Origin of the sequence: Marinobacter sp. es.048 (assembly GCF_900188435.1) — a bacterium.
Lineage (GTDB): Bacteria > Pseudomonadota > Gammaproteobacteria > Pseudomonadales > Oleiphilaceae > Marinobacter.
Genome location: NZ_FYFA01000001.1, coordinates 2,232,449 through 2,258,623, shown reverse-complemented (window position 1 = coordinate 2,258,623; position 26,175 = coordinate 2,232,449). Strand labels below are relative to the sequence as shown.

Sequence of the window (26,175 nt, the reverse complement as noted above, 5' to 3'; positions counted from 1 at the left end):
TCCCGAGTACCTTCCAGCACGGAGGGAAACTGCTAAACTGTTCTGTACCAATAAAAATTCAGCTTTCCGGAGCCGCGATGCAGTCGTCCGACATTCCAAACGAACCGGCGGATTATTCACCTGAACGCCGGGACTTTTACCGCATTGAAGACCGGATCGGCCTGGAGATCCGCAAGCTGGCCCCCGGCGCCCCACTGGACGAGGATGCCTTCGATGGCGACCACCTTGAAAGCCTGAAAGCTGAATTCAGGCGGCTGGATCAGGACGTAAAATCCCAGCTTGCCAGCCTTGCCGAAAGAGACCGACTGCTTACCGGGTTGATCAAATCCCTGAACGGCAAGCTGGATACGCTTGCGCGCATTATGGCCTTTGAGCAAAATCCCTTGCAACCTGAGGACTGGCAGGAGGTAACCCTGAGCGAGGGTGGCCTGTCGTTCTTCAGCAGCACCCCTGCCTGGCAGCCGGGAGACCGGCTCGCTGTTCGAATGACCCTCCCACCCGAACTTTTCCAGCCCCAAGCGATTGCACAGGTGCTTGAGGTACACCCCGATTCGTCAGGCGGAGCAAGGGTCCACACCGAATTTTCCCGGATGAATGATGGTGATCGCCAACAAATCGCACGGCATGTGATGCGGTGGCAGATTCGACAGCGTCAAAAAGAGTAGACTGGGGAAAAACGAGTGACTTTTGCTAGTCTTTTTCGGATATTACGCTTTATCCATGTCCTTCTGAGGACGCCAGTTTTCATGGAGACCCATCAATGAGAAAACAAACTACCCTGTTTGGCGCACTGGCAGTGACTGCCACACTGGCCTTTTTCCCGATGACGTCCGCGGTAGCTGAAGAAGTCCGCGTGCCGGTTGGCGCACAGGCTGATCGTGATCAGGCCAGCTTTCCGGGCTCCGGCATGAGCCAGTCCTCAGTCCGTGCTTCCTGGGGCGCGCCTCTGGAAATCCAGGGCCCGGTAGGCCAGCCACCGATCACCCAATGGCATTATCAGAACTTTGTCGTTTATTTCGAAGGCGACCGGGTTATCCATACCGTTCTCAAGAATAGCCGCTGAAGGCCCGAGGGGCCTTTCCAGGGCGGAAATCCCCTTCTAATGTCCTGACGTTCAACCAATCGTTGGTTAGAATGGCGTCTTTTATGATTCAAGGTGACGTAGTGACAACCAAACGAGTGTTGCCCGCGGAATGGGCGCCGCAGAGTGCCGTGATGCTGACTTGGCCCCATCCGGGAACCGACTGGGCAGACCTGATCGATGAGGTGGAGCCGGTCTTCGAGAACATTGCGAAAGCCGTTCTCCGGTATGAACATCTGGTTATCAGTTGCGAACACGTTACGCGCCTGCAGGAGCTTGAACGGCAGTTGAATCGCTACGCCGAGGAAAGCAGGTTCCCGGGCCGCGCAAGGATCGTTCCTGCGCCAGCAAACGATACCTGGGCAAGGGACCATGGGCCGATTACCATCCTGACTGATGACGAGCCTGTATTGCTGAATTTCCGGTTCAACGCCTGGGGCGGAAAATTTCCCTCGGAAAAAGACGACGCTTTGAACAATCATCTGTTCAATGCGGGTGTATTCGGCACAACCACAATGCAGCAAGTGGATTTCGTACTGGAAGGCGGCTCCTTTGAATCCGATGGTCAGGGCACCCTGTTGGCCACATCCGAGTGCTTGCTTACGCCGACGCGAAATCCCGCCATGGATCGTACGGCGATTGAGCAGCTGCTCTCGGAGGTATTGGGCATCCAGCGGATTCTCTGGCTCAACCACGGCTACCTTGCCGGAGACGACACCGACAGCCACATAGATACCCTGGCCCGATTCTGCGCCCCGGATCACATCTGTTATGTAGTTTGCCCAGACGTGGCCGATGAACACTACAGTGCGCTGGCGGCCATGGAAGAAGAGCTCCAGGAATTCCGTCAGGCCGACGGCTCACCCTATAAACTGACGCCTCTGCCCTGGCCCGATGCGATTCATGACAAGGATGGTGAACGCCTGCCTGCCACCTACGCAAACTTTCTGATCATCAACGAAGCGGTGTTGCTGCCGGTGTACGGCGTGCCGCAGGATGAAGACGCCATCGCTGTCATGAAAGAGATTTTCCCGTCCAGGGAGATAGTGCCCATTGATTGCCGGCCCCTGATTCGCCAGCATGGCAGCCTTCACTGTGTGACCATGCAAATCCCCGCCGGAGTAGCCAGTTGATGAGCAGCGAATCGCGCAAAAACCAGATCAATATTGCCGCCATCCAGCAGGCCTGCAGCAGTGATAAGGCCGCCAGCCTCGCCGTTACCGAGAAATTGGTCCGCGAAGCTGCCGCTAATCGCGCTGACCTGGTTATTCTTCAGGAACTCCACGCCACCCTGTATTTCTGCCAGACTGAAGACACTGCGGTCTTCGAACTGGCCGAACCGATTCCCGGCCCCACCAGCCAGCGTCTGTCTGATCTGGCCCGCGAACTTCGCATCGTTCTGGTTGGATCCATTTTCGAACGTCGTATGAACGGTGTTTACCACAATACGGCGGTTGTGTTTGAGAAAGACGGCTCCATGGCAGGGCTGTACCGGAAAATGCACATTCCGGACGACCCGGGTTTCTACGAAAAATTCTACTTCACTCCCGGCGACGCCCAGTTTAACGATGGTCGCAGCGGCTTCACGCCCATTGATACGTCTATTGGCAGGCTCGGTATTCTGGTGTGCTGGGACCAGTGGTATCCCGAGGCCGCCCGGCTGATGGCCCTGGCCGGCGCGGAGATCCTCGTATACCCCACCGCCATCGGCTGGGACGTAACGGATGATCCGGATGAACAGGCACGTCAGCTGGACGCCTGGGTCACCGTGCAGCGGGGCCATGCAGTGGCCAACAATCTTCCGGTTGTGGCACCGAATCGAGTAGGTACAGAACCGGACCCCTCCGGACACAGCGATGGTATTCGCTTCTGGGGTAACAGTTTTATTTGTGGCCCGCAGGGCGAGTTCATGGCCCGGGGCGATGACAGCTCCGAGTGTATTCTGACCGTGACCCTTGATCGCACCCGCAGTGAATCGGTTCGCCGTATCTGGCCGTATCTGAGAGACCGCCGTATCGACGCCTACGGTGACATCCTCAAACGCGTAAGGGACTGAGCCCGGAATGAAAAAACTGGTCGATACCGTAGTCAGTGAATTGAACCAGATACTCCTGGGCAAAGACCAACAGGTCCGCCTTGCCCTCTGCGGGCTACTGGCCCGCGGGCACCTTCTGATCGAAGACATCCCCGGCATGGGCAAGACCACCCTCTCCCACGCCCTGGCCAAGGTCATGGGGCTGACTTACCAGCGCATCCAGTTCACCAACGACCTGCTGCCGGCGGATGTGCTCGGTTACTCCATGTACGACAAGCAGGCCGGCAGCCTGGTATTCCACCCCGGGCCGATTTTCGCCCAGGTGGTTTTGGCCGACGAAATAAACCGCGCATCACCTCGCACCCAGAGTGCCCTGCTCGAAGCCATGGAAGAGCGACAGGTGTCCATTGAGGGTGAGACCCGGCCACTGCCCCACCCGTTCTTTGTGATTGCCACCCAGAACCCCATCGAACAGGGCGGCACATACCCCCTGCCCGAATCCCAACTGGACCGGTTCCTTATGCGATTGCGCCTGGGCTATCCGGACCCACGGGCCGAACGCGAACTGCTCGAGGGTGAAGATCGTCGTACCTTGACTGAGAAACTCCCGACCCTGCTCTCCCAGGCCGACCTGAAAACGCTGCAGGAAGGTGTCACCCGGATAACCGCCAGCCCGGCGTTGCTGGATTATGTACAACGACTGCTGGAACAGAGTCGGAGAATGCCCGGCCTTCTCTACGGTCTTTCCCCCCGGGCCGGATTAGGACTGGTACGGGCAGCCAAGGCCTGGGCTCTGATGGAGGGACGTCACCACGTGCTGCCTGACGATATCCAGGCCGTGTTTCCCGCAGTTGCCGCCCACCGGCTCGAGCAGGGCGAGTCCGGCAAAAGCGCGGAGCGAGTGCGTCAGCTGCTGGCAACTGTTTCCGTGCTTGAGTAAATAGCAAGGTTTTATAAGCGGAATTGGCCAAAACGAATGGCAGACCGCGCCTTTCATGTTAGCCTTTCCACCTTTCCCCGAATCGTCTGGCCCTAAAACCGGGCCCGGCAACGTACGGCTTTTTCAGTGAGAGAATTCCCAATGAGCGACACCAAACATTCCCGACTGATCATCCTCGGTTCCGGCCCCGCAGGTTACACCGCTGCTGTCTACGCAGCCCGCGCCAACCTGAACCCGACCCTGATTACCGGTATTGAAGTCGGCGGCCAGCTCACCACCACCACCGACGTCGACAATTGGCCCGGCGACAACGACGGCGTGCAGGGGCCAGAGCTCATGCAGCGCATGCTCAAACACGCCGAACGCTTCGAAACCAGCATCGTCTACGACACTATCAACGAAGCTGACCTGCGTAACCGCCCATTTCGGCTCAAGGGCGACGGCGGCGAGTACACCTGCGATGCCCTGATCATCGCCACCGGTGCCTCCGCCATGTACCTGGGCCTGGAATCCGAAGAGAAATTCAAAGGCCAGGGCGTCTCCGCCTGCGCCACATGCGACGGGTTCTTCTACAAAAAACAGAAAGTCGCCGTTATCGGTGGCGGCAACACCGCGGTTGAAGAGGCCCTGTACCTCTCCAACATCGCCGACGAAGTCACCCTGGTACACCGCCGCGACAGCCTGCGTGCCGAGAAGATTCTCCAGGACAAACTGTTTGAAAAAGCCGAAAACGGTAACGTCAACATCGTCTGGGACCACACCCTCGACGAAGTCCTCGGCGACGGCACTGGCGTTACCGGCATGCGCATCAAGAGCACCAATGACGGTTCCACGCAGGAAATGGCCCTGGCCGGCGTATTCATCGCCATCGGGCACAAGCCCAATACCGACCTGTTCCAGGGGCAGCTGGACATGGAGAACGGCTACATCCGCATCCGCTCCGGCCTTGAAGGCATGGCCACCCAGAGCAGCATTCCCGGCGTATTCGCCGCCGGCGACGTAGCCGACCACGTCTACAGGCAAGCCGTCACGTCCGCCGGCTTTGGTTGCATGGCCGCACTGGATGCGGAAAAGTTTCTGGATCAGCAAGACTGATTGTGCTTGAGTAAGGAAAAGGAATGCGAACTCAAGAGTTTGCATAGGGCGGCGGGAACCCGCTTCTGAAACTGTGCGGAGCCATGAATGGCGGCGCCAAGCCTACATGGATGTATTCACGGCGTGTTTCAGAAGCGGGTTCCCGCCGGCCGAAACTCCAAAAGGCCCGAAACACTGCAGTAATTGCCGGAGAAGGATGACCTCACTACCCTGGCTAGACCCGGACCAACTCTGGTTCCCCCCCGCCAACGAAGCCCTGGACGACCCGGACGGCCTTCTTGCCCTCGGCGGCGACCTTTCCACCGAGCGACTCATACTGGCGTACCGGAACGGCATCTTCCCCTGGTACAGTGACGACCAGCCCATTTTGTGGTGGTCACCGAATCCGCGGTGTGTCCTTTTTCCGAACGAAATCCACGTCTCACGGAGCCTGCGCCGCACCCTGAACCAACAACGCTTCCAGGTAACCGCCGACCGACACTTCGGACGGATCATCCGCCTGTGCGCCTCAACCCGTGCCGAAGGCACCTGGATCACCGAAGAGATGATTGCCAGCTATTCAGAGCTGCATCGCATGGGAGTCGCCCACTCCATCGAAGTCTGGAACCGGCACGGCGAGCTGGCCGGCGGCATGTACGGACTCGCCATTGGCCGGTGTTTCTTCGGGGAATCCATGTTTTCACTGGAGACCAACGCTTCCAAGGTTCTCATGGTTCACCTGGCGCACCAGTTGCAGCTGTGGGGTTATCGGATCATGGATTGCCAGGTGGAGAGCAGGCACCTTTTAACAATGGGTGCACGAACTATTCCCCGGGAAGAGTTTTTATCTATACTCAGAATGAGCATTGACCAGAAACCGGATCAGACCGACTGGACCTTCCGATGGCGGTGGCCCGGGCCGGAGGCGTAAATGAGCAATCTCAGAACACTGGTGTTCTTTGCAACGCCGCCACACGATTGCAGCTACCTGCCAGACCGCGAGGCGACCACCATGTTTGTGGATCCGCGGGCTCATATCGACAAAAAACTCTACAGCCAACTCACCGCCCTCGGTTTTCGCCGTAGCGGATCCCACTACTACCGCCCTCATTGTGAGCAGTGCAATGCCTGTATTCCGGTTCGATTGAAAGTCGATGATTTCAGCCCGGACAGAAGTCAGCGACGAGTCCTCAAGAAAAACACGGATCTGCAGTGCACCATGGTGCCGGCCACCTTTTCGGAAAGGTACTACCAGCTCTACGCCAATTACATCGAACAACGGCACAAGGACGGCGACATGTACCCGCCTACCCGGGAACAGTTCACGTCGTTCCTGGTGGAAGGTGCCACCGACTCCTGGTTCCTGGAAATCCACCAGGACGATCGGCTGGCAGGATTGGCAGCCGTGGACCTGCTGGACGACGGACTCTCGGCCATCTACACCGTTTTCGACCCAGATCTGGAAGACAGGAGCCTGGGCACCTTCGCGATCCTTTGGCAAATTGAGGAAGCCCGCCGCAGGGGTCTGCCCCATCTGTATCTCGGTTACTGGATCAAGCAGTGCCGGAAAATGAACTACAAAACCCGTTTCCGCCCGATCGAGGCGCTTCGAGACGGACACTGGCGTGAACTGGGCCCAGGCTAACTTTGCCAAACGACGATAAATCAGGCAGAATTGCGCAATTTAAAATTACGAGAAGCATATCCAAACGAGGTTTCTACTGAATGCCGAAATCAGATGCCATTGAAATGGAAGGCGTTATTATCGATACCCTTCCAAACACCATGTTCCGCGTTGAGCTCAGCAACGGTCATGTTGTGACAGCTCACATCTCCGGCAAGATGCGCAAGAATTACATCCGCATCCTGACAGGTGACAAGGTCAAGGTTGAGCTGACTCCCTACGACCTGAGCAAGGGCCGCATCGTATACCGCGCTCGTTGATGCTCCCGTGACATCTGAAAGCCCCTTCGGGGGCTTTTTTCGTTAGGGCATAAAAAAACCGCTGCCGGTTATCCGGACAGCGGTTTTTCCTTTTTCAAGTATGTCAGACGGCCTCTGCAGGTTCGTCCTCATACTCGAATACCAGCTCGTCATCACGGAGGTGGATAAAGACATCCCCGCCCTTCTCTGACAAACGCCCGAACAGGATCTGCTCGGCCAGTGGCCGCTTGATCTTGTCTTGGATCAGGCGGGACATCGGACGGGCACCCATCGTGACGTCGTAGCCCTTCTCAGCCAACCAGGCCTTCGCTTCGTCGTCCACATGCAGAACCACATGCTTCTCATCCAGCTGCGCCTGCAGTTCGGTGAGGAACTTGTCCACCACATGAGTAATGGTGTCCATCTGCAGGTCACCGAACTGGATGATACCGTCTAGACGGTTTCGGAACTCCGGCGTGAATGTCTTGCTGATGATTTCCATGCCGTCTGTACTGTGGTCCTGCTCGCTGAAGCCAATGGACCGACGGGCCATACTTTCGGCGCCGGCGTTGGTGGTCATCACCAGGATCACGTGGCGGAAATCTGCCTTGCGACCGTTGTTGTCGGTCAGCGTGCCGTGATCCATGACTTGCAGCAGCAGGTTGAACACTTCCGGATGGGCCTTCTCGATTTCATCAAGCAGAAGCACGCAGTGCGGATGCTTGTTGACCGACTCGGTCAGCAGGCCGCCCTGATCATAGCCAACATAGCCCGGAGGCGCACCGATCAGCCGCGAGACGGTGTGGCGCTCCATGTACTCCGACATGTCAAACCGGACAAGTTCGATACCCAGAACCTTGGCCAACTGCTTGGTGACCTCGGTTTTACCGACACCGGTCGGCCCTGCAAACAGGAACGCACCCTCAGGCTTTTCAGGCGCCTTCAGCCCGGCACGGGCCAGCTTGATGGCGGTGGACAGCGATTCGATCGCCGGATCCTGACCAAAGACGGTCATCTTGAGATCCCGCTCCAGGTTCCGCAGCAAATCCTTGTCGCTGGTGGACACGTTTTTCGGCGGGATGCGGGCAATATTCGCAACCACATCCTCTATCTCGGTGACATCGACGGTTTTCTTGCGCTTGCCCTCAGGCTGCAGCCTCTGGCGCGCACCCGCTTCATCAATGACGTCAATGGCCTTGTCCGGCAGGTGACGGTCGGTGATATAGCGGTCAGACAGTTCTGCGGCCACCCGCAGAGCCTTGTCGGTGTATTTGAGATCATGGTGCTTCTCGAAGCTGGGCTTGAGGCCCTTCAGGATCTGATAGGTATCCTCTACGCTTGGCTCGTTCACGTCGATTTTCTGAAAACGGCGAGCCAATGCGCTGTCCTTCTCGAATATACCCCGGAACTCCTGGAACGTGGTTGAACCAATGCACCGGATTTCTCCGGAACTGAGCATGGGTTTGAGCAGATTCGAGGCGTCCATCACGCCTCCGGAGGCGGAGCCCGCTCCGATGATGGTGTGAATCTCGTCGATGAACAGAATCGCGTGGTTTTCTTTCTTGAGCTCGGCAAGCAGCCCTTTCAGACGCTTCTCGAAGTCGCCGCGATACTTGGTCCCGGCAAGCAGAGCCCCCAGGTCCAAAGAGTAGACCACCGCATCGGAAATGATGTCTGGTACCTGACCATCAACAATTCGCTTGGCAAGCCCCTCCGCAATGGCAGTTTTGCCGACACCAGCTTCCCCCACCAGCAGCGGGTTGTTCTTACGGCGGCGCACAAGGATTTGCACGACCCGTTCGACTTCGTGCTCTCGCCCGATCAGCGGGTCAATCCGGCCCTGACGAGCCTGCTCATTCAGATTGGTTGCGTAGCTTTCCAGCGGCTTGGACTGACCGCCTTCCTCGCCAGCCTCTTCATGGGACGCCTGATCATGGCTCTCCTGGTCTTCAGCGCCCTGTACCCGGGAAATACCATGGGAAACAAAGTTGACCACATCTATGCGGGCAATACTCTGCTTCTTGAGCACATACACGGCCTGGCTTTCCTGCTCGCTAAAGATAGCGACCAGCACGTTGGCCCCGGTTACCTCTTTCTTGCCCGAGGACTGCACATGGAAAACCGCCCGTTGCAGTACGCGCTGAAAACCCAGCGTGGGTTGCGTTTCGCGCTCACTGTCGCTGCTGGGAATCAATGGTGTGGTTGAATCCACGAATTCGACGAGCTCTTCCTGAAGTCGCTTGAGGTCTGCACCACAGGCTTTCAGAACGCCCACTGCCGAATCATTATCCAGTAGGGCCAGCAACAAATGCTCCACAGTCATGAACTCATGACGCTTGTCCCGGGCATTCTTGAAGGCCGTATTCAGCGTAATTTCTAGATCTTTGCTCAGCATGGGCCACCCCAACGTCTATCAGTCCGCACGTTCAATCTCGCAAAGGAGCGGATGTTCGCATTCCGAGGAATACTGGTTCACCTGTGCTGCCTTTGTTTCCGCGATGTCCCGGGTATATACCCCGCATACAGCTTTTCCCTGTGTATGGACGAGCAGCATCACCTGGGTCGCCTTTTCCTCGTTCATTCCGAAGAACGTCATCAAAACTTCCACAACAAAATCCATGGGCGTGTAATCATCGTTCAGAAGCACCACTCTGAATCGCGCCGGACGCTTGAGAGCAGGCTTCTCGGGAGCAACGCTGAGGTCATCCTGTCGCCCCGGTTGTTCGTCCTCCCCCTGATTGAATACTAGTAGAGAATTTTCGATAGTCCGCATCATTCCTTACCGGTTTATCGGTGCTCCTGTTAAATGTGGATGTCCGCCCCGGGGTTTTCAAGCGGGGCATGAGATATTTATCAATACGAACATGATACCGCTTCCAGACTGCGTTCAACCACACATTCCCGGCATAGAAACTATTGACTCACCGCGATGATTGGTCGAAAGTTAAGTTGCATTGTAAAATAATGTAAATCCATGCAAGGATTGTGTAACAGGATTCGGACCGGCAGTGCGACGGCGCCGATAGGCAAACAAAGAATCAACAAGAATAGAGACAGCAAAAGAACAGGGGAGTTCATCATGCCAAGAGGCAAGGTCAAGTGGTTCAACAATGCCAAAGGGTACGGATTCATCATCGAGGATGGCTGCAGTGACGACCTGTTTGCGCACTTCTCTTCGGTGCAGATGGACGGCTACAAGACCTTAAAAGCCGGCCAGGCCGTAACCTTCGACAAAAAACCCAGCGACAAGGGCATTCACGCGGTCAACATTGTTCCTGACGAGCAGCCTGCCAGCAAGGTGCAGTCTGGCGCCGGTAGCGAATCTGCGGCGAAGTCAGGGCAACAGGAGTCAGGGCGGGACGGCTATCCGCCTCGTGCAGTAAACGCCTGACCGACCCTGCCAACAGAATAACCAGACCCACCAGTGGCTTGCTGGTGGGTCCCTTTCGTTTTTGCCCCGAAAAACTGACCCCCTCAAGAACTGACATCGCCACTTTGCCAGCAGTCCCCTTTGCAGTAACCTGCTTCCACCAAAGAAATCGGAATTCCGGGAACGCAGGGGCCCATGGCTGAACTCGTACTTTTTAACAAACCTTTTCAGGTTCTGAGCCAGTTTACCGACGATGGCGCCTCTGGCGGCGATTCACCGAGGGCCACCCTGGCGGACTATCTGCGGATTCCGGGCATATATGCGGCCGGTCGCCTGGACTACGATTCCGAGGGCCTGCTCCTTCTCACCGCTGAAGGTTCCCTGCAACACCGCATAGCGTCGCCATCGCTGAAGATGCCAAAGACCTACTGGGTGCAGGTAGAGGGAAGCATTTCTGAAGAAGCACTGAGACACCTGGCTGCCGGTGTGCAGCTCAAGGATGGTCTGACCCGGCCGGCAAAAGCCGACAGAACGGCTGCCCCGGCGGTCTGGCCCAGAGTGCCACCGGTACGACATCGAGATACCATTCCGACCAGCTGGATTGAACTGACTATAACCGAGGGCAAGAACCGGCAGGTACGTCGAATGACTGCTGCCGTAGGGTTTCCGACACTTCGCCTGATCCGGTACCGGATTGGTGACTGGACCCTTGACGGTCTGGAACCCGGGGCCCATCGAAGGGTCACCGTCAATCTACCCTCTCCACCAAAACCAACCCGCCGCCGCAACGCCGCCGGCGCCCGAACCAGGAGAAACCGGAAATCATGACCTGGAAACCCCATGCTACCGTGGCCGTGATAGTCGAGGATGAAGCCGGCCGTTACCTGATAGTTGAAGAAGTCAGCGGCGGCAAGGTTGTTTTCAACCAGCCTGCTGGCCATATCGAGGAAGATGAAGCCATTCTGGACGCCGTTCGAAGGGAAACCCTTGAAGAGACGGGCTGGAAAATAGAGCCCTTACACTTCCTTGGCATTTACACCTACAAGGCTCCGGCCAACAGCGTTACCTACTATCGTTTCTGCTATGCCGCGCGGGCTCGCGACCGGGTCACCGAACAGCTGGACGATGGCATCATTGCCGCCCACTGGCTAACCCTGGATGAAATCCGCGCGCTCGGAGACAAACTGCGCAGTCCGCTGGTCATCCAGTGCATAGAAGATTACCGAAACGGCCGGCAATACCCGCTGGACGTGGTGGTGGACGCGCAGACGGCGCCCTCGGAAAGATGATAAACTCGCGGTTTTTTAGCCGGTAACGAAGCTGTCATGACCAACGCACCCGAAGCCTCCTCTCCAAACAGCAACGCCAACACGCGCGTTATCGTCGGCATGTCCGGCGGCGTGGATTCTTCAGTGGCCGCCTGGCTTCTGAAAGACCAGGACTACCAGGTTGAAGGCCTGTTCATGAAGAATTGGGACGAGGATGACGGCACCGAGTACTGCACGGCCATGACAGATCTGGCCGACGCCCAGGCCGTAGCCGATGCCATCGGCATCAAACTGCATACCGCCAGTTTTGCGGCCGAGTACTGGGACCGGGTTTTTGAGCACTTCCTCTCCGAATATCAGGCCGGACGAACACCCAATCCGGATATTCTTTGTAACAAGGAAGTGAAATTCCGGGCTTTTCTGGACTATGCTATCACCCTTGGTGCCGACTATATCGCAACGGGCCACTACGCCAGGCAACGACCGATTGCTGGTTCCGCCGGCAAGGCCCAGCTCCTGAAGGGACTGGATCCGAACAAAGACCAGAGCTATTTCCTGCATGCCGTCTCCGGCGACCGCATTGCGCGGACCCTTTTCCCGGTCGGCGAGCTGGAAAAACCGGAAGTCCGCCGTATTGCCGAGCAGCAGGGTTTCGTTACCCATGATAAAAAAGACTCCACCGGTATCTGCTTTATCGGCGAACGCAAGTTCAAAGACTTCCTGAAGCAATACCTTCCGGCACAGCCCGGCAATATCGAAACACCGGACGGCCAGATAATTGGCCGGCACCAGGGCCTGATGTATCACACCATCGGCCAGAGACAGGGCCTGGGCATTGGCGGTCTCAGTAAATTCGGGGACGAGCCCTGGTATGTGGCGGAGAAGGACCTCAGCCGTAATGTGCTTGTTGCGGTTCAGGGCAAACACCATCCCCTACTCTTTTCCCGTGGCCTGGTATCAGGACCGATTGACTGGGTCGCTGGCGAACCACCTGCAGGGACGTTCCGGTGCAAGGCCAAAACCCGTTACCGGCAGCCGGACCAGGATTGCGAGGTTGTCGTGATCGAGGGCGGCGTCCGGGTAGACTTTGACGACGCCCAGCGCGCGGTCACCCCTGGACAATCTGTCGTTTTCTACGATGGCGAGGTGTGCCTCGGCGGCGGCGTCATTGAAGAAACCTGGCGAGACGGCGAACTCTTGCCAACCCGCCTGACCGGAACCCGGCCCCAGGAAGAAACCGCATGAGCCGCTCCCTCAAGGATCAGACCCTGGCCCTTGCCGGGGTTTTCCAGGCCGCAAACCTGGTCCAGCAAATTGCCCATAACGGCCAGTGCAACGAAGCCAGCCTGGAAACCTCCATCCGCTCCCTGTTTGCCACCAACCCGGAGAACACTCTGGACGTCTATGGCGGCGAACTGCGCGACATCCGTGAAGGCCTTGTCACCCTTTCCTCGGTGCTCAGCCAGCAGTCCCGGCAGCAGGACATCGAAGTGCTGCGCTATGCCCTCAACCTGATCCAGCTCGAATCCAAACTGAATCGCCGCTCTGACATGCTGGATGTGATCGGCAGCCGTATTGATCAGGCCAGGCATACCGCAAGCCATTTCGGGTACACCCACCCAAATCTGATCAGCAATCTGGCCTCGGTCTATGCCGACACCATCAGCACCTTTCGACTGCGTATCCAGGTCAGCGGCAACCCCACGGTACTGCAGCAGGAGGAGAATGCTGCAAAAGTGCGCGCCCTGCTGCTCGCGGGCATTCGCTCAGCCGTGCTCTGGCGCCAGACCGGCGGCCGCCGCTGGCAGCTGATCTTTGCCCGGAAAAAAGTTATCGGGCTTGCCAGTGAGCTGGCCGAGGAAGCCAATCGCTCCCTGTACCACTGACAGCGCTGATTCAGTGCCTCCGGTGGTGTATGATGAGCATCCCTTATTTTCTTTTGATCCGAATCTTTGATGACTTGAGAGGTTTTCGATGGAACTCACCGCCCTGACCGCCATTTCCCCGGTCGATGGACGCTATGGCAGCAAGGTCAGCGTCTTCCGTGAAATTTTCAGTGAATATGGCCTGATCAGGAACCGGGTAACCGTCGAGATCCGCTGGCTGCAGAAGCTGGCCGCTCATCCCGGAGTAACCGAGGTCCCCGCGTTTTCCGCCGAAGCCAATCGGGCTCTGGACAACCTGGTCAGTGAATTCGGCCTGGAAGACGCCGAGCGCATCAAGGACATCGAGCGCACCACCAACCACGATGTGAAAGCGGTCGAGTACTTCATTAAGGAGAAAATTGCCGGCGTTCCGGAACTCCACGCCGTCACGGAATTTGTTCACTTTGCCTGCACGTCCGAAGACATCAACAACCTGTCCCACGCCCTGATGCTCCGGGAAGGTCTGGACCATGGCCTGCTGCCGGCCATGGACCGTGTTGTCAACAAACTGGCCCAGCTGGCTCACGACCATGCCGAACAGCCGATGCTGTCTCGCACCCACGGCCAGACCGCCTCCCCGACCACCGTCGGCAAAGAGCTCGCGAACGTGGTTCACCGTCTTCGCCGCCAGGTGAAGCAAATCCGGGAAACCGAGCTGTTGGGCAAGATCAATGGCGCCGTGGGTAACTACAATGCCCACCTGTCCGCCTACCCGGAAATCGACTGGGCCCTGAATGCCCGTGAGTTCATCGAGAGCCTCGGCCTAGACTGGAACCCGTACACCACCCAGATCGAACCACACGATTACATCGCCGAGCTCTATGACGCCGTCGCCCGCTTCAACACGATCCTGATCGATCTGGACCGTGACATCTGGGGCTATATCTCTCTCGGCTACTTCAAGCAGAAAACGGTGGAAGGCGAAGTGGGTTCCTCAACCATGCCCCACAAGGTCAACCCCATTGATTTCGAGAATTCCGAAGGCAACCTCGGCATCGCCAATGCTCTGTTCAGCCACCTCTCCGCCAAACTGCCCATTTCGCGCTGGCAGCGGGATCTGACCGACTCCACCGTACTGCGCAACCTGGGCGTGGGCTTTGCCCATAGCCTGATTGCCTACGAAGCCTCCCTCAAAGGCCTGGGCAAACTGGAAATCAATCCGGCTCGGCTGGATGAAGACCTGGACCATGCTTGGGAAGTGCTTGCCGAGCCGATCCAGACCGTGATGCGTCGTTACAACATTGAAAAGCCCTATGAAAAGCTCAAGGCTTTGACCCGCGGCAAGGCAATGACTCCGGAAGTGATCAAGAATTTCGCGGAGAGCCTCGACATTCCGGAGCAGGCCAAGGCCGAACTGATGGCGCTGACTCCGGGCCTTTACATCGGTAACGCCGTCGATCAGGCACAAAACATCTGAAACCGGGAGTACACCCATGGACATGCTTGGCGGACTGACACCCTCTGAATTTCTGCGGGATTACTGGCAGAAAAAGCCGCTGGTTATCCGCCAGGCGTTCCCGGACTTCCAATGCCCGGTCAGCGCCGATGAACTGGCGGGACTGGCCTGCGAGGAAGGCGTGGAGTCCCGGATTGTCATTGAAAACGACGATGGCAAGCCCTGGCAGCTGCACAATGGCCCGTTTTCCCCGGACCGGTTCAGCAGCCTGCCCGAACAGGACTGGACGCTGCTGGTTCAGGGGCTGGACCACTGGGTGCCGGATATTGCCGACCTTTTGGAGCACTTCCGGTTCATTCCCAATTGGCGTCTGGATGACATCATGGCCAGCTTTGCACCGAAAGGCGGCAGTGTCGGGCCCCATTACGACCAGTATGATGTTTTCCTGCTCCAGGCCCAGGGTCACCGCCGGTGGACGTTTGGTGGGCATTGCGACCATACCTCGCCTCGAGTGGAAGGCACCCCTCTGCGGATTCTGAGCAGCTGGGATGGCGAAGAAACCGTTACCCTGGCACCCGGTGACATGCTGTACCTGCCGCCGGGTATCGGCCATCACGGCGTGGCCGAAGACGACTGCATCACCCTGTCGGTGGGTTTCCGGGCGCCGACTATGGACGATATCCTTACCGGCTTCACCGACTTCCTGTGCAGTCAGTCCGACGCGGCGGACCACCTGAACGATCCGGACCTCCAGGTCCAGGACAACCCCGGCACGATTCAACCCGATGTGGTCGACCGCCTGGAGAGTGTCATCCGGGAAAAGCTCGGGGACCGCCGGCAACTTGCCCTCTGGTTTGGCCAGTTTTCAACAGCGCCCAAGAGCATGGACATTGTTGTTCCCGCCGAGGAGCCGGCGTCTCCGGAGGATGTTGCCGAAGCGATTCATGCGGGCGAGCAGTTACGCTGGAACGAAGGTTCCCGTTTCGCTTACTACGACTTTCCCAGTGAAACCGCCCTGTTTGTCGATGGCGAGCAGTTCCTGCTCAAAGGCGACGCCCGGCCAGTCGCTCCGTTACTGTGTTCCGCTGCCCGTGTGGACATGGCTGCCCTGGCCGGGTTTGCTGGCGATGAGGCGTTGCTTGGGCTTCTGACCACGCTCTACAATCAGGGTTCCGTTTACTTCGAATAGGCATTATGAGCATTCGGTTTCGCAAATATAGCTGGCAACTGGCCCCGGGATCCATCCGTGATATTCGCCAGCAAGTGTTTATTGATGAGCAGAAAGTCCCGCCGGAGCTGGAGTGGGATGAAACCGACGAAATTGCCGATCACTACCTCGCAGTAATGCCGGACAACACCCCGGCCGGAGTGGCCCGGCTGTTTTCGACCCTCGAAGAAACCGGCCATATTGGTCGCATGGCGATATTGCCCCAGTACCGGGGACAGGGGGTCGGGGAGGCACTGCTGAGACACCTTATTGCAGAATCCGCCGAACGATTTTCCGAGCTCAGGCTTTCTGCCCAGGAGCACGCCATTCCCTTCTACCAACGTTCGGGCTTCCATGTCTGTTCGGACGTTTATGACGACGCCGGCATTCCCCACTTTGACATGCGCTGCCTGGCACCGGCTCTCGCCGCTGAGGGTCTCAGCAGCAAGGATCAGCCAATGATTCTGGGCAGCGATACGGATTCCTGGCTGTTTGATACAGAGGCCAGACTCCTGGGTCTGATGGATTCGGTGGTTGGCCAGGCAGGCCAGCGTATCTGGCTTTACGACCGCCTGCTTGAACATGACCTGTACGATCGCCATCTTTTCCGGGAGCTGATATCCGCCCTTGCCCGTCGGCACAGGCTGAGTGAGGTCAGGCTGTTGATCCATGACGACAAGCCCCTGGTGAAGCGTCGCCACATGCTGGTCGAGCTTATGCGTCGGCTGCCAAGTCGCATGGAGCTGCGCCTGGTCAATGAGGACTATCCGGTCGAGGACCAGCCCTTTATTCTGGCGGATCGGGAAGGCGTGGTGTACCGGCATGACTTCTACAGGCCGGAGGGGTTCGCAAAGTTCTCCGATAGTGGGCGCGTAAAACTGCTCGCGGAAAACTTCCAGCGAATGTGGGATGCCGCGCGCCCTTCCCTTGAACTTCGGGAACTACCGCTCTGAGTGATGGGCCTGGGGCGTGTCCGGCGCTTCGAACCTGGCCCCGAACGGAGCAAACTCGGTATCCACTTCAGTGGCCACCTCGGCAATCAGTTTTCGCAACCACTGGTGATCCGCATTGTGCTGTAACAGTGGACTCCAGGCCATTTTAAGTTCAAATGGCGGGATCTCGAACGGCGGCACCTTGACCACTAGATTCGGGTTGTCTTTCTGCAGCCAGGCCGCCCGGGATGGCAAGGTGGCAATCAGATCATGCTGCTCCGCCAGAAGCATGGCCACCTGGTAGTGACGGGTAAATACGGATATCTGGCGTTTGCGGCCCATTCTTGAGAGCGCCTCGTCCACCCAACCCAGACGTTGGACGTCCTTGGGGTTAACACCCACGCCAACGCCAAACCCGGTCTTGCTGACCCAGATGTGGCTGGCGTCCAGATAGGTATCCAGGGTAAACGGCTCTCTCAGCACTGGATTACGGGCGTTCATCAGGCAGGCAAAATACTCGGTCCACAGAGTCTTCTGGTGGAAAGATTGGGGGATCTTGTCAAACCGGTTGATGGCCATATCGAGCCGGCCCTGCTCCACATCCAGAAAGCTGACATCACTGGGGGTGAGCACGTCCAGGGTGACGTGGGGCGCTTCCTGACGGATCCGTCTCAGAACCCGGGGCATCAGGCAGGATTCGGCATAATCACTTGCCATTATCCGGAACACTCTCTGGCTTTCCAAAGCCGAAAACGGTGTCTTCTCCTGCACTGCCTGCTCAATATCCGACAGGATTCCCCGTACCAGCGGTTGCAGTTCCCGCGCACGCTCCGTGGCCGTCATACCCTCACTGGTTCGAACCAGCAGCGGATCACTGAACAAGTCGCGCAACCGCCTCAGACCATTGCTCATCGCAGGCTGGGTAATACCCAAGTGGTTGGCGGCCTTGGTAACATTCCGCTCACGCAACAACACATCCAGGTAGACGAGCAGATTCAGATCAACACGGGAAATATCCACAAAAACTCCGGAACACCAGTAAAATGGGATAAGCCAGGCTCATTCACAAAAGCAATATACATGATGCGGAGGATTCACGTAATCAATCTGCGACACGAACTTTCACATTTGAAAACGGATCTGAGGCGGTATTTCTGCTAGTCTTTCGGACACTTGCTGAATAATATCGGTGTTTTGAGGCCGGTTGATACACCCGCCATCATTTGATCCTGAAGCCGGAGTCGTTACTGACAAAATGGATACCACTACGATCGTCCTTCTGCTGGCGGCAATTGTTACCGTCTCGATTGTCATTATTGTGCTCAGCCAGATGCGCGAGCGCGCCCGCATTGAACGGGCACGCAAGATTACAGCTCAGGAAGACGCCTACAAAAGGGCCAATCGGCTGCTGACTGAAATTCCCGGCCAGTATCTGACCGCCGACCTGAAACTGCTCCTGATTAAACGCATGGAAGAAGCCTGTACGGAGTTGGCCGGACTGAAGTCGAACCTGCCGGTCAAGGAGTGGCAGGCCTCCGCCACCGAGCTGAAAACACAGATCATCGAAAAGCGCGACACCACCACTCCGGTCAAGATTGATTCCGCCGAAAAATCCAATTACGTCAAGGAACTGCTTCAGAATCTGTTCAAGATGATCGAAGCCATGCACAAAAGCGGCCGGGTTGATGCGGCCTCTGCCAAGAAAAACCTCAAGTACGTGCTCTTCCTGGTCCACAAGACCCACGCGGACCTGCATGTGTTTCAGGCCCGGGACTACGTGCGCCAGAACCAGATCCGAAAGGCCATCCACGCCTATCACCTTGCTAGTACCGAGATGGGCAAATCCCGCGACAATCCCCTGGCCATGAAAGCAGTCAAAAGCTTCCGGACGCGCATCAAGGAACTGGAAGCGATGAGTGCCGAGGGCAAAGAAAGCCCGCAGGGAGAGTCCAAACTGGATCGAGAGTGGGATACCTTCCTCCACGACGACGAGTGGAAGAAAAAGGCCGATTACGACGACTGAAGGCACAGAACGGGTCGCCAATGCAGGCCCGCCAACAGGGACAGTGCAAACCCGTGAGCAAGGGCTTCAAACAACGACTTTCCTATCGACTGACTCGGGACACGGTACTGGTTGCAATGGCTCTCGGGCTGGTGCTGAACGTTGTTCAGATAACCCTGGACTACTTCAGCGCAAAGGAGTCCATGGAGAAGGAAGTCCACGCGCTGATCGATATCAGCAACAGCCCGGCCTCCCAGATTGCCTACAATATTGATGTCCGGCTGGCGGAAGAATTACTCGATGGCCTGCTGCGCCACCCCGCCACCATCGATGCACGGATTACCGACAACGATGACGAGACCATGGCTGCAGCCAGCAAAAGCAGTCCGGTGTCGCCCTACCGATGGGTGAGCGATCTGCTGTTCGGCTCCGACCGGGTCTTCCGGCAGGAACTGCAGGTTCCGCAGCTTGAGGATCTGCCACTAGGGCATCTGACTGTCACTATCGATACCTATCACTATGGCGCGCTGTTTCTCCAGAGGGCCGGCTACACGCTGATCAGTGGGCTGTTGAAAAGTCTGATCCTGTCTGCGGCGTTGCTGGCTATCTTCTATTTCGTTCTCACCCGCCCCATGCTCAACGTGATCAGCGCGCTGAGCCAGGTGCGAGCCAGCTCTCCCGAAAAAGTCAGGCTCCCGATACCGGCAAACCATCGGGAAGACGAAATCGGCACCATGGTTGGCATTATCAACCAGCATCTCGAAACCATTGACTCGAGTCTTGTCCAGCTGCGACACGCCGAGATTACCATGAAGAACTACTCCACCCAGCTTGAGCAGGAAGTGGAGGATCGTACCCGGGAAATCTCCGAGAAGAACGAGGCCCTGCAACGCGGTAACCGCGCACTGGTGAAAGCCAAGGAAGATGCTGTTCGCCGGGCACGGGCAAGGGCCAACTTCCTGGCCAGTATGAGCCACGAGATCCGCACCCCTCTCAACGGCGTACTGGGCATGCTTGGCCTGGCACTTGAGGGCGAACTGGACCCGGCACAACGCAATCGGATGGAAATCGCCCTGAACGCCGGCGAGAGCCTGCTCGGGCTGCTCAACGACATACTGGACATCTCAAAAGTAGAAGCCGGCAAACTCAGCCTGGAAAACATCCCGTTCAGCGTCCGGCATCTTATAGAGGAATGCGCAACACTCCACGCCCAGCAGGCGCGCCGGAAACACATTCAGCTGGTTACCGAAATCGACCCGGACCTGCCCGAAAACTTCCTGGGCGATCCGACACGGGTGCGCCAGGTGCTCAATAACCTGCTGAGCAACGCTATCAAGTTTACCGATGAGGGCAGCGCAAAGATTCGGGCAGGCCATTCCGGGGGAAGCCTGAGAATTGACGTGGTCGACACCGGGATCGGAATGTCCAACGAAGGCCTGCATCGGATTTTCTCACCTTTTTCTCAGGCCGACGTCGATACCACACGACGATTTGGCGGTACCGGCCTGGGACTGACACTCTGCCGTCAACTGGTGGAACGCATGCACGGCCAGATCCTGGTGGACTCCCGGGAAGGCAGCGGAACCCACTTCACCGTGACCCTGCCGTTGCCGGTTCATGAGGCAGACAGCGATGTAGCCGGGGTAGACAGCCGACTCAAGGAGATCGGAGTTGCCATGGCCATCCCACCGGACAGCCCACACCGCTCTCCGATCGAGGCTCAGCTCCGGAAGTGGGGCATTCCAATCCGCGGTGCAAGCAGGCACCCGGACGGAATTCTACTGGCGCTGGCCAGCGCCGAGGATGAGGAAACCCTGGAATTTGCCGCCGATTGGCAAGGCGCCGGCGTCATTCTTGCCGACTTTACCGGGACCCTGCCCCCGGGCAAGGGGCAACATCAGCTACTGCCACTTCCATTGCGACGGGACGAACTGCTCCGCTGCCTTGGCCTGGCCGCGGGGCTGCCCCCCGCCGACGACCAGCTTGCCCCCTCCATTGAACCCATTGAACATAACGGCACGGAATCTTCTCTGTCGATCCTTCTGGTTGAGGACAACCAGGTGAACCAGCTGGTGGCAACCAGCCTACTGAAAAAACTCGGTCACCGGGCGGACCCCGCCGAGAACGGCCTAAAAGCCATACAGGCACTTGAACAGAACCACTACGACCTGGTGCTGATGGATTGTCAGATGCCGGTGATGGATGGGTATGAGGCGACACAGAGGATTCGCCAGAACCCGGAATGGAAACATCTGCCGATCATTGCAGTTACGGCGAATGTGATGCAGGGCGATCGGGAAGACTGCCTTGCCTCGGGCATGAACGACTACATAACCAAGCCATACAAGCGTGATGAGCTCCGGGCTGTGATTGAGCGCTGGCGTCCCCCTGTCTCACCGGAAGGGTCAGGCCGGTAGCAGCTTCTCGATGTCGGCCCGGATATCTTCGGGTTTTGTCGTGGGCGGATAGCGACGAACAACCTTGCCATCTGGCCCGACCAGAAACTTGGTAAAGTTCCACTTCACTTTTTCAGACCCTATAAGCCCCTTGGCTTCGCGCTTGAGAAAGCGGAACAACGGATGAGCGCCATCGCCATTGACGTCAACCTTGGAGAACATGGGGAAATCGACACCGTAATTCAGACTGCAGAACTGGCTGATCGCATCCTCATCGCCCGGATCCTGATTCAGGAACTGGTTACAGGGAAAGCCCAGAACCTCAAAGCCTTTGTCGCCCAATTCGGTATGTAGGGACTGTAAGCCCTCGAATTGGGGAGTGAATCCGCATTTGCTGGCGGTATTAACGATCAGAAGCACTTTACCCTGGTACTCTGCCATGCTTTTCTCGTTGCCCTTGATATCCCGTACCGTGAAATCGTAGACCGTCTCGCCTGCCATAAGCTTCTCCATTTGATGTTTTGCGTTCTTCCTGGACCATTGTTCACAACACAGACCAAAAAACCATGGCAATGCAGGCTGTACGGGGATCATTTTTAAAACCGCTTCAGGTTTGTGAGCTAAATCTGCCTTACCACGACACAATTCATCATAATTCCCCTGTTGCCGCCGGCCCTCGCTCCGCTAGAATAAAGGCCTGTCGCATTGGCAGGTGCCATTTTTCGATCTCAAAAGAAGGACGTCCGGGTCTTATGCAGAACTACTACAAATCCGCCAAGCTGGATAACGTGTGTTATGAAATCCGTGGCGTAGTTCTGCGGGAAGCGCGTCGACTCGAAGAAGAAGGTCATCGCGTGCTGAAGCTCAACATCGGCAACCCTGCTGCATTTGAGCTGGATGTCCCTGAGGAAATCCAGCAGGACGTCATCTACAACATGCACCAGGCCCAAGGCTATGTGGAATCAAAGGGGCTGTTCTCTGCCCGCAAGGCAGTCATGCACTACTGCCAGCAACGGGGCATCGACAAAGTCGATATTGACGATATTTTCCTCGGTAACGGCGTCAGTGAGCTGATCGTCATGACCATGCAGGCCATGTTGAACACCGGTGATGAAGTACTCATCCCGGCCCCGGACTACCCCCTGTGGACCGCTGCAGTCACACTTTCCAGCGGCAAACCGGTGCACTATCGCTGCGACGAACAGCAGGACTGGTTTCCGGATATTGACGATATCCGCAAGAAAATTACCCGGCGGACCCGCGCCATTGTTCTGATCAACCCCAACAACCCGACCGGGGCTGTTTATTCAAAGGAACTTCTGGAACAAGTCATCGAACTGGCCCGAAAGCACAACCTGATCATCCTCTCGGACGAGATCTACGACAAGATTCTCTATGACGGTACCCAGCACATTTCCACCGCGTCACTGGCTGACGATGTGCTCTTCTTTACCTATAACGGCCTGTCCAAGAATTACCGTGCAGCGGGTTACCGCTCGGGCTGGATGATCGTCAGCGGAGCCAAACATCGGGCAAAGGATCTGATTGAGGGCATCGACATGCTCTCCAACATGCGCCTGTGCGCCAATGTGCCGGCCCAACTGGCCATTCAGACAGCGTTGGGAGGCTACCAGTCCATCAACGATCTGGTGGCGCCAGGCGGACGTCTGTATGAGCAGCGGGAAACCGCTTGGCGGATGCTCAACGACATTCCGGGGGTAAGCTGTGTCAAACCTCAGGGCGCGTTGTACCTGTTCCCGAAACTGGATCCGAAGCACTTCCCCATCGTGAACGACGAGAAACTGGTTCTGGACCTGCTGTTGCAGGAAAAAATCCTGCTGGTACAGGGTTCCGCCTTTAATATCGATGACAAGCAGCACCTGAGAGTGGTCTTTCTGCCACGGGAAGACACCCTGGAGGACGCCATGGGTCGACTCGGGAATTTCCTTGGCCAATACCAGCAATAACGGGGACAACCATGGCGGACATACACGTCGAGGAATTCTACAAGGATGCGGCGATTGCTCTGGTGCAGCTATATGGCGCATTCCCGCGTCGGATAAACCTGTTTGTCGAGGACATTGCCGGTCCGGATGAGCCGGACGAGTTCGGTCTCCATAGCAAGCGACATATGGCCTGTTTTGGCGCACTGCTCTGGCTCGCAGAGGAAGGTCTGCTTCGGTACGTCGACACCATCCGCCAGGAAGCACTGGACCAGGCGGTACTGACCAGAGACGCCTTTATCCGCCTGAGCGCCCCGGCGCCCAAGACGCTGACCAACGAATTCGGAATCCCCGAGGAAACTGCCGCCGATAGCCTGCCCCCCTCGGTCCAGGAGGATCTTTCCACCCATATCCACCTGATCCGCAAGACGCTGCGCGGTGGTAACTCCGCCCGAATCAGCCAGATCATGCAGGCAACTTTTTTTGCCGACCGCGGCAATTATTAAATCAACGTAAGCTCGTTGATTGATTGAACCGCGGCCGCATATAACGGTCTGAATGACGGCTTTATTTTCTGTGACGAACTGATCAGGGAACCAACATGCGTATTCTGCTGTTTCTGGCAACCAACCTTGCTGTAATACTAGTTGCCAGCTTTACACTGCGACTTCTGGGCGTGGACAGCTACCTCGCTCAGAATGGTATTCAGTATGGCTCTTTGCTGGCTTTCGCTGCAGTCTTCGGATTCGCCGGCGCTATCGTATCACTGCTGATATCCAAGCGAATGGCCAAATGGAGCACCAAGGCCCGGGTCATTGACTCCCCGAGAACACCCGCCGAACGCTGGCTGGTGGATACTGTAGCGGAGTTGGCGAAAAACGCCGGTATCGGCATGCCGGAGGTCGCTATCTTCCCGGCGTCCCAGTCCAATGCCTTCGCAACAGGCTGGAACAAGAACGATGCGCTGGTCGCTGTCAGCGAAGGCCTTTTACATCGTTTTAACAAGGATGAGATCAGGGCAGTCCTGGGCCACGAAATCGGCCACGTTGCCAACGGTGACATGGTGACACTGGCTTTGATTCAGGGTGTGGTGAATACCTTCGTCATTTTCGCGTCCAGGGTCATCGGCTCCTTCGTCGACCGGGTGATTTTCAAGAATGAAAGCGGGCATGGGCTCGGCTTCTTCGCCGTCAGCATCGTTGCCGAAATCGTTCTGGGCATACTCGCCAGCACTATCGTGTTCTGGTTCTCCCGCCGCCGGGAATTCCGGGCGGATATCGCCGGTGCTCAACTGGCAGGTCGCTCAGCCATGATCAGCGCGTTGGCAAGGCTAAAACAGGAAAGTGAAGTGCCAGATCAGATGCCGGACTCCCTCCAGGCGTTCGGTATTAATCGCGGAGCCCGGGGCGGCCTGAGTGCCCTTTTCATGACGCATCCGCCACTGGAAGACCGGATAGAGGCGCTGCAGAGCGCCAAGCTATAAAAAAACGGGGCCATGCCCCGTTTTTTGTTGTGCCGGCGTTGCTCAATCAGATCTTCAACTTGAATCCGATAGCCCGGAAACTGTCCTGCAGCGATTTACTGGTTCCCTTGAGCTGGATCTTGAGACTGGAGCACTCCCGACGAACCGGGTAGTCCCGACGCAGTCTGTCAAACGCCGCACCCCGCTCTTCAGATGAGCCTATCATGGCATTGCGAAGCCTGGCATCGTCCCGGCGAGGGTCGTAACAGGCCCTCAGCGCAATGCGAATCGCATCCTCTTCGTCCGCCGAGCTGGTAAAGGAAATCTTGCTGAGGGCTGGCTCCGGTAGAAACTGGCCCGCTTTTTTGCGAACCGGCAGCCCCAGGAACTGGCTCAGGGCCTGATAGATCATTTCCGTTCCCTGAACCTTGCCCTCCAGGCTGTACCCGGCAATGTGCGGTGTCGCCAGCCAGACCCGGTCAACCAGCTCGGGATGAATCCTGGGCTCCTGCTCCCAAACATCCAGGGCGACGGCGGGCGCATGGCCCTGTTCAAGCCGGACCAGCAACGCTGAAGAATCGATGACTTCTCCACGCCCGGCATTGATAAGGAGTTGGTTTGCACCCAGCGCCTCAAGCTCTGGATAACCGATCATGTGCAGAGTGGGATGGTCACCTTCACTTGTCAGAGGCGTATGCAGGGACACCACATCACACCGCATGGCTTCTTCCAACACCACAAACTCCTGGTCGTCCTCTTCCCGGTCCGCCCTGGGCGGATCGCAAAGACACACATCGAATCCAAGGCGTTCCAGCTTGTGGGCCAGCTCCCCACCAACATTACCGACACCGACGATTCCGACGCTTAGCTGGGACCAATCCGACAAGCCACGTCGTTCAGCATGCAGTGACAGCACGGACAACACGTACTCGGCCACACTGTTGGCGTTGCAGCCCGGCGCCGCAGAAAAGCGAATGCCAGCCTGCTCAAGCCAGTCGAGATCGACATGATCAGTACCGATGGTGGTTGTACCCACAAATCGGACCCGACTGCCCTCCAGAAGCTCGCGATTTACTCTGGTGACGGAACGAACCAGCAGTATATCGGCGTCCCGGACATCGTCGCTCGACATGGAGCGACCGGACACCCGCCGAATCTCACCTATGTCGCCAAAGAATGAGTCCAGTAGAGGAATGTTTTCGTCTGCTACGATCAACATGA

General features: G+C 57.2%; 27 protein-coding genes. 22 read left to right on the top strand and 5 right to left on the bottom strand.

Annotated features, from left to right (window positions below; genetic code table 11):
* Positions 1 to 77: 77 nt before the first annotated feature.
* The 9 genes from CFT65_RS10450 (at position 78) to infA (ending at position 7,074) form a co-directional block, all read left to right on the top strand.
* Positions 78 to 665 (top strand): PilZ domain-containing protein, encoded by a 588-nt coding sequence (locus tag CFT65_RS10450; RefSeq protein ID WP_088827990.1) that lies wholly within the window; start codon positions 78 to 80, stop codon positions 663 to 665.
* A 95-nt stretch (positions 666 to 760) separates the two neighbouring features.
* Positions 761 to 1,063 carry a hypothetical protein gene (locus tag CFT65_RS10445; protein ID WP_088827988.1) on the top strand — a complete coding sequence of 101 codons (303 nt, stop codon included), beginning with the start codon at positions 761 to 763 and terminating at the stop codon, positions 1,061 to 1,063.
* A gap of 101 nt (positions 1,064 to 1,164) precedes the next feature.
* The gene (locus CFT65_RS10440) at positions 1,165 to 2,214 is read left to right on the top strand and encodes an agmatine deiminase family protein (RefSeq protein WP_228705817.1); all 1,050 of its coding nucleotides are present in this window, start codon (positions 1,165 to 1,167) and stop codon (positions 2,212 to 2,214) included.
* On the top strand, positions 2,214 to 3,137 hold the full coding sequence (locus CFT65_RS10435; RefSeq protein ID WP_088827984.1) for a carbon-nitrogen hydrolase: 924 nt from the start codon (positions 2,214 to 2,216) through the stop codon (positions 3,135 to 3,137). Before CFT65_RS10440 ends, CFT65_RS10435 begins: the two co-directional genes overlap by 1 nt.
* Before the next feature lie 7 nt (positions 3,138 to 3,144).
* Positions 3,145 to 4,056, top strand: coding sequence for an AAA family ATPase (locus tag CFT65_RS10430; RefSeq protein WP_088827983.1), 912 nt, complete (start codon positions 3,145 to 3,147; stop codon positions 4,054 to 4,056).
* Positions 4,057 to 4,197: 141 nt separating this feature from the next.
* A complete protein-coding gene (gene trxB, locus CFT65_RS10425; RefSeq protein ID WP_088827981.1) occupies positions 4,198 to 5,151 on the top strand; it encodes a thioredoxin-disulfide reductase in 954 nt (317 codons plus the stop codon).
* A gap of 196 nt (positions 5,152 to 5,347) precedes the next feature.
* Entirely contained in the window at positions 5,348 to 6,061 is a 714-nt protein-coding gene (gene aat / locus CFT65_RS10420) for a leucyl/phenylalanyl-tRNA--protein transferase (protein WP_088827979.1), read from the top strand.
* Complete coding sequence (locus tag CFT65_RS10415; protein ID WP_088827977.1) at positions 6,062 to 6,775, top strand: arginyltransferase; 714 nt, start codon at positions 6,062 to 6,064, stop codon at positions 6,773 to 6,775.
* An 80-nt stretch (positions 6,776 to 6,855) separates the two neighbouring features.
* Positions 6,856 to 7,074: a translation initiation factor IF-1 gene (gene infA, locus CFT65_RS10410; RefSeq protein ID WP_008169200.1), complete on the top strand. Its 219-nt coding sequence runs from the start codon at positions 6,856 to 6,858 to the stop codon at positions 7,072 to 7,074.
* A 103-nt stretch (positions 7,075 to 7,177) separates the two neighbouring features.
* On the opposite strand, the gene clpA is transcribed toward infA, so the two are convergent.
* Both clpA and clpS read right to left on the bottom strand, forming a co-directional pair.
* Positions 7,178 to 9,448 (bottom strand): ATP-dependent Clp protease ATP-binding subunit ClpA, encoded by a 2,271-nt coding sequence (clpA, locus tag CFT65_RS10405; RefSeq protein ID WP_088827976.1) that lies wholly within the window; start codon positions 9,446 to 9,448, stop codon positions 7,178 to 7,180.
* 18 nt (positions 9,449 to 9,466) lie between these two features.
* Positions 9,467 to 9,826, bottom strand: a complete 360-nt coding sequence (clpS, locus tag CFT65_RS10400; RefSeq protein ID WP_088828216.1) for an ATP-dependent Clp protease adapter ClpS — start codon at positions 9,824 to 9,826, stop codon at positions 9,467 to 9,469.
* Positions 9,827 to 10,132: 306 nt separating this feature from the next.
* Here clpS and CFT65_RS19450 point away from each other — a divergent pair, with 306 nt between their 5' ends.
* The 8 genes from CFT65_RS19450 to CFT65_RS10360 all read left to right on the top strand — a co-directional run bounded on the left by CFT65_RS19450 (position 10,133) and on the right by CFT65_RS10360 (position 17,172).
* Positions 10,133 to 10,444: a cold shock domain-containing protein gene (locus tag CFT65_RS19450; protein ID WP_088827974.1), complete on the top strand. Its 312-nt coding sequence runs from the start codon at positions 10,133 to 10,135 to the stop codon at positions 10,442 to 10,444.
* A 174-nt stretch (positions 10,445 to 10,618) separates the two neighbouring features.
* The gene (locus tag CFT65_RS10390) at positions 10,619 to 11,251 is read left to right on the top strand and encodes a pseudouridine synthase (protein WP_088827972.1); all 633 of its coding nucleotides are present in this window, start codon (positions 10,619 to 10,621) and stop codon (positions 11,249 to 11,251) included.
* On the top strand, positions 11,248 to 11,712 hold the full coding sequence (locus tag CFT65_RS10385; RefSeq protein ID WP_088827970.1) for an NUDIX hydrolase: 465 nt from the start codon (positions 11,248 to 11,250) through the stop codon (positions 11,710 to 11,712). The genes CFT65_RS10390 and CFT65_RS10385 overlap by 4 nt, the downstream gene beginning before the upstream one ends.
* A 36-nt stretch (positions 11,713 to 11,748) precedes the next feature.
* Positions 11,749 to 12,936: a tRNA 2-thiouridine(34) synthase MnmA gene (mnmA, locus tag CFT65_RS10380; RefSeq protein WP_088827968.1), complete on the top strand. Its 1,188-nt coding sequence runs from the start codon at positions 11,749 to 11,751 to the stop codon at positions 12,934 to 12,936.
* Positions 12,933 to 13,577 (top strand): high frequency lysogenization protein HflD, encoded by a 645-nt coding sequence (gene hflD / locus CFT65_RS10375; protein WP_088827966.1) that lies wholly within the window; start codon positions 12,933 to 12,935, stop codon positions 13,575 to 13,577. Before mnmA ends, hflD begins: the two co-directional genes overlap by 4 nt.
* A gap of 88 nt (positions 13,578 to 13,665) precedes the next feature.
* Positions 13,666 to 15,033 carry an adenylosuccinate lyase gene (gene purB, locus CFT65_RS10370; RefSeq protein WP_088827964.1) on the top strand — a complete coding sequence of 456 codons (1,368 nt, stop codon included), beginning with the start codon at positions 13,666 to 13,668 and terminating at the stop codon, positions 15,031 to 15,033.
* Positions 15,034 to 15,049: 16 nt separating this feature from the next.
* Positions 15,050 to 16,201: a cupin domain-containing protein gene (locus tag CFT65_RS10365; protein WP_088827962.1), complete on the top strand. Its 1,152-nt coding sequence runs from the start codon at positions 15,050 to 15,052 to the stop codon at positions 16,199 to 16,201.
* Positions 16,202 to 16,206: 5 nt separating this feature from the next.
* Positions 16,207 to 17,172, top strand: coding sequence for a GNAT family N-acetyltransferase (locus tag CFT65_RS10360; protein WP_088827960.1), 966 nt, complete (start codon positions 16,207 to 16,209; stop codon positions 17,170 to 17,172).
* Here CFT65_RS10360 and CFT65_RS10355 read toward each other — a convergent pair.
* A complete protein-coding gene (locus tag CFT65_RS10355; RefSeq protein WP_088827959.1) occupies positions 17,161 to 18,171 on the bottom strand; it encodes a LysR family transcriptional regulator in 1,011 nt (336 codons plus the stop codon). The two genes, CFT65_RS10360 and CFT65_RS10355, sit on opposite strands and share 12 nt — an antisense overlap.
* A gap of 235 nt (positions 18,172 to 18,406) precedes the next feature.
* Between CFT65_RS10355 and CFT65_RS10350 the strand changes: the two genes are divergently transcribed.
* Together CFT65_RS10350 and CFT65_RS10345 are read left to right on the top strand one after the other, a co-directional pair.
* Entirely contained in the window at positions 18,407 to 19,174 is a 768-nt protein-coding gene (locus CFT65_RS10350) for a hypothetical protein (RefSeq protein ID WP_088827957.1), read from the top strand.
* A 53-nt stretch (positions 19,175 to 19,227) separates the two neighbouring features.
* Positions 19,228 to 21,570, top strand: a complete 2,343-nt coding sequence (locus tag CFT65_RS10345; RefSeq protein WP_172408454.1) for a hybrid sensor histidine kinase/response regulator — start codon at positions 19,228 to 19,230, stop codon at positions 21,568 to 21,570.
* Here the strand turns inward: CFT65_RS10345 and CFT65_RS10340 are convergent.
* The gene (locus CFT65_RS10340; RefSeq protein WP_088828215.1) at positions 21,559 to 22,050 is read right to left on the bottom strand and encodes a glutathione peroxidase; all 492 of its coding nucleotides are present in this window, start codon (positions 22,048 to 22,050) and stop codon (positions 21,559 to 21,561) included. The genes CFT65_RS10345 and CFT65_RS10340 overlap by 12 nt on opposite strands.
* A 251-nt stretch (positions 22,051 to 22,301) precedes the next feature.
* Between CFT65_RS10340 and CFT65_RS10335 the strand changes: the two genes are divergently transcribed.
* The 3 genes from CFT65_RS10335 to htpX all read left to right on the top strand — a co-directional run bounded on the left by CFT65_RS10335 (position 22,302) and on the right by htpX (position 24,975).
* Positions 22,302 to 23,516: a pyridoxal phosphate-dependent aminotransferase gene (locus CFT65_RS10335; protein WP_088827954.1), complete on the top strand. Its 1,215-nt coding sequence runs from the start codon at positions 22,302 to 22,304 to the stop codon at positions 23,514 to 23,516.
* A gap of 11 nt (positions 23,517 to 23,527) precedes the next feature.
* Positions 23,528 to 23,998: a hypothetical protein gene (locus CFT65_RS10330; RefSeq protein ID WP_088827953.1), complete on the top strand. Its 471-nt coding sequence runs from the start codon at positions 23,528 to 23,530 to the stop codon at positions 23,996 to 23,998.
* Positions 23,999 to 24,093: 95 nt separating this feature from the next.
* Positions 24,094 to 24,975, top strand: a complete 882-nt coding sequence (gene htpX / locus CFT65_RS10325) for a protease HtpX (RefSeq protein WP_088827951.1) — start codon at positions 24,094 to 24,096, stop codon at positions 24,973 to 24,975.
* Positions 24,976 to 25,021: 46 nt separating this feature from the next.
* Here the strand turns inward: htpX and pdxB are convergent, their stop codons facing one another.
* Entirely contained in the window at positions 25,022 to 26,173 is a 1,152-nt protein-coding gene (pdxB, locus tag CFT65_RS10320) for a 4-phosphoerythronate dehydrogenase PdxB (RefSeq protein ID WP_088827949.1), read from the bottom strand.
* Between the last annotated feature and the right edge of the window lie 2 nt (positions 26,174 to 26,175).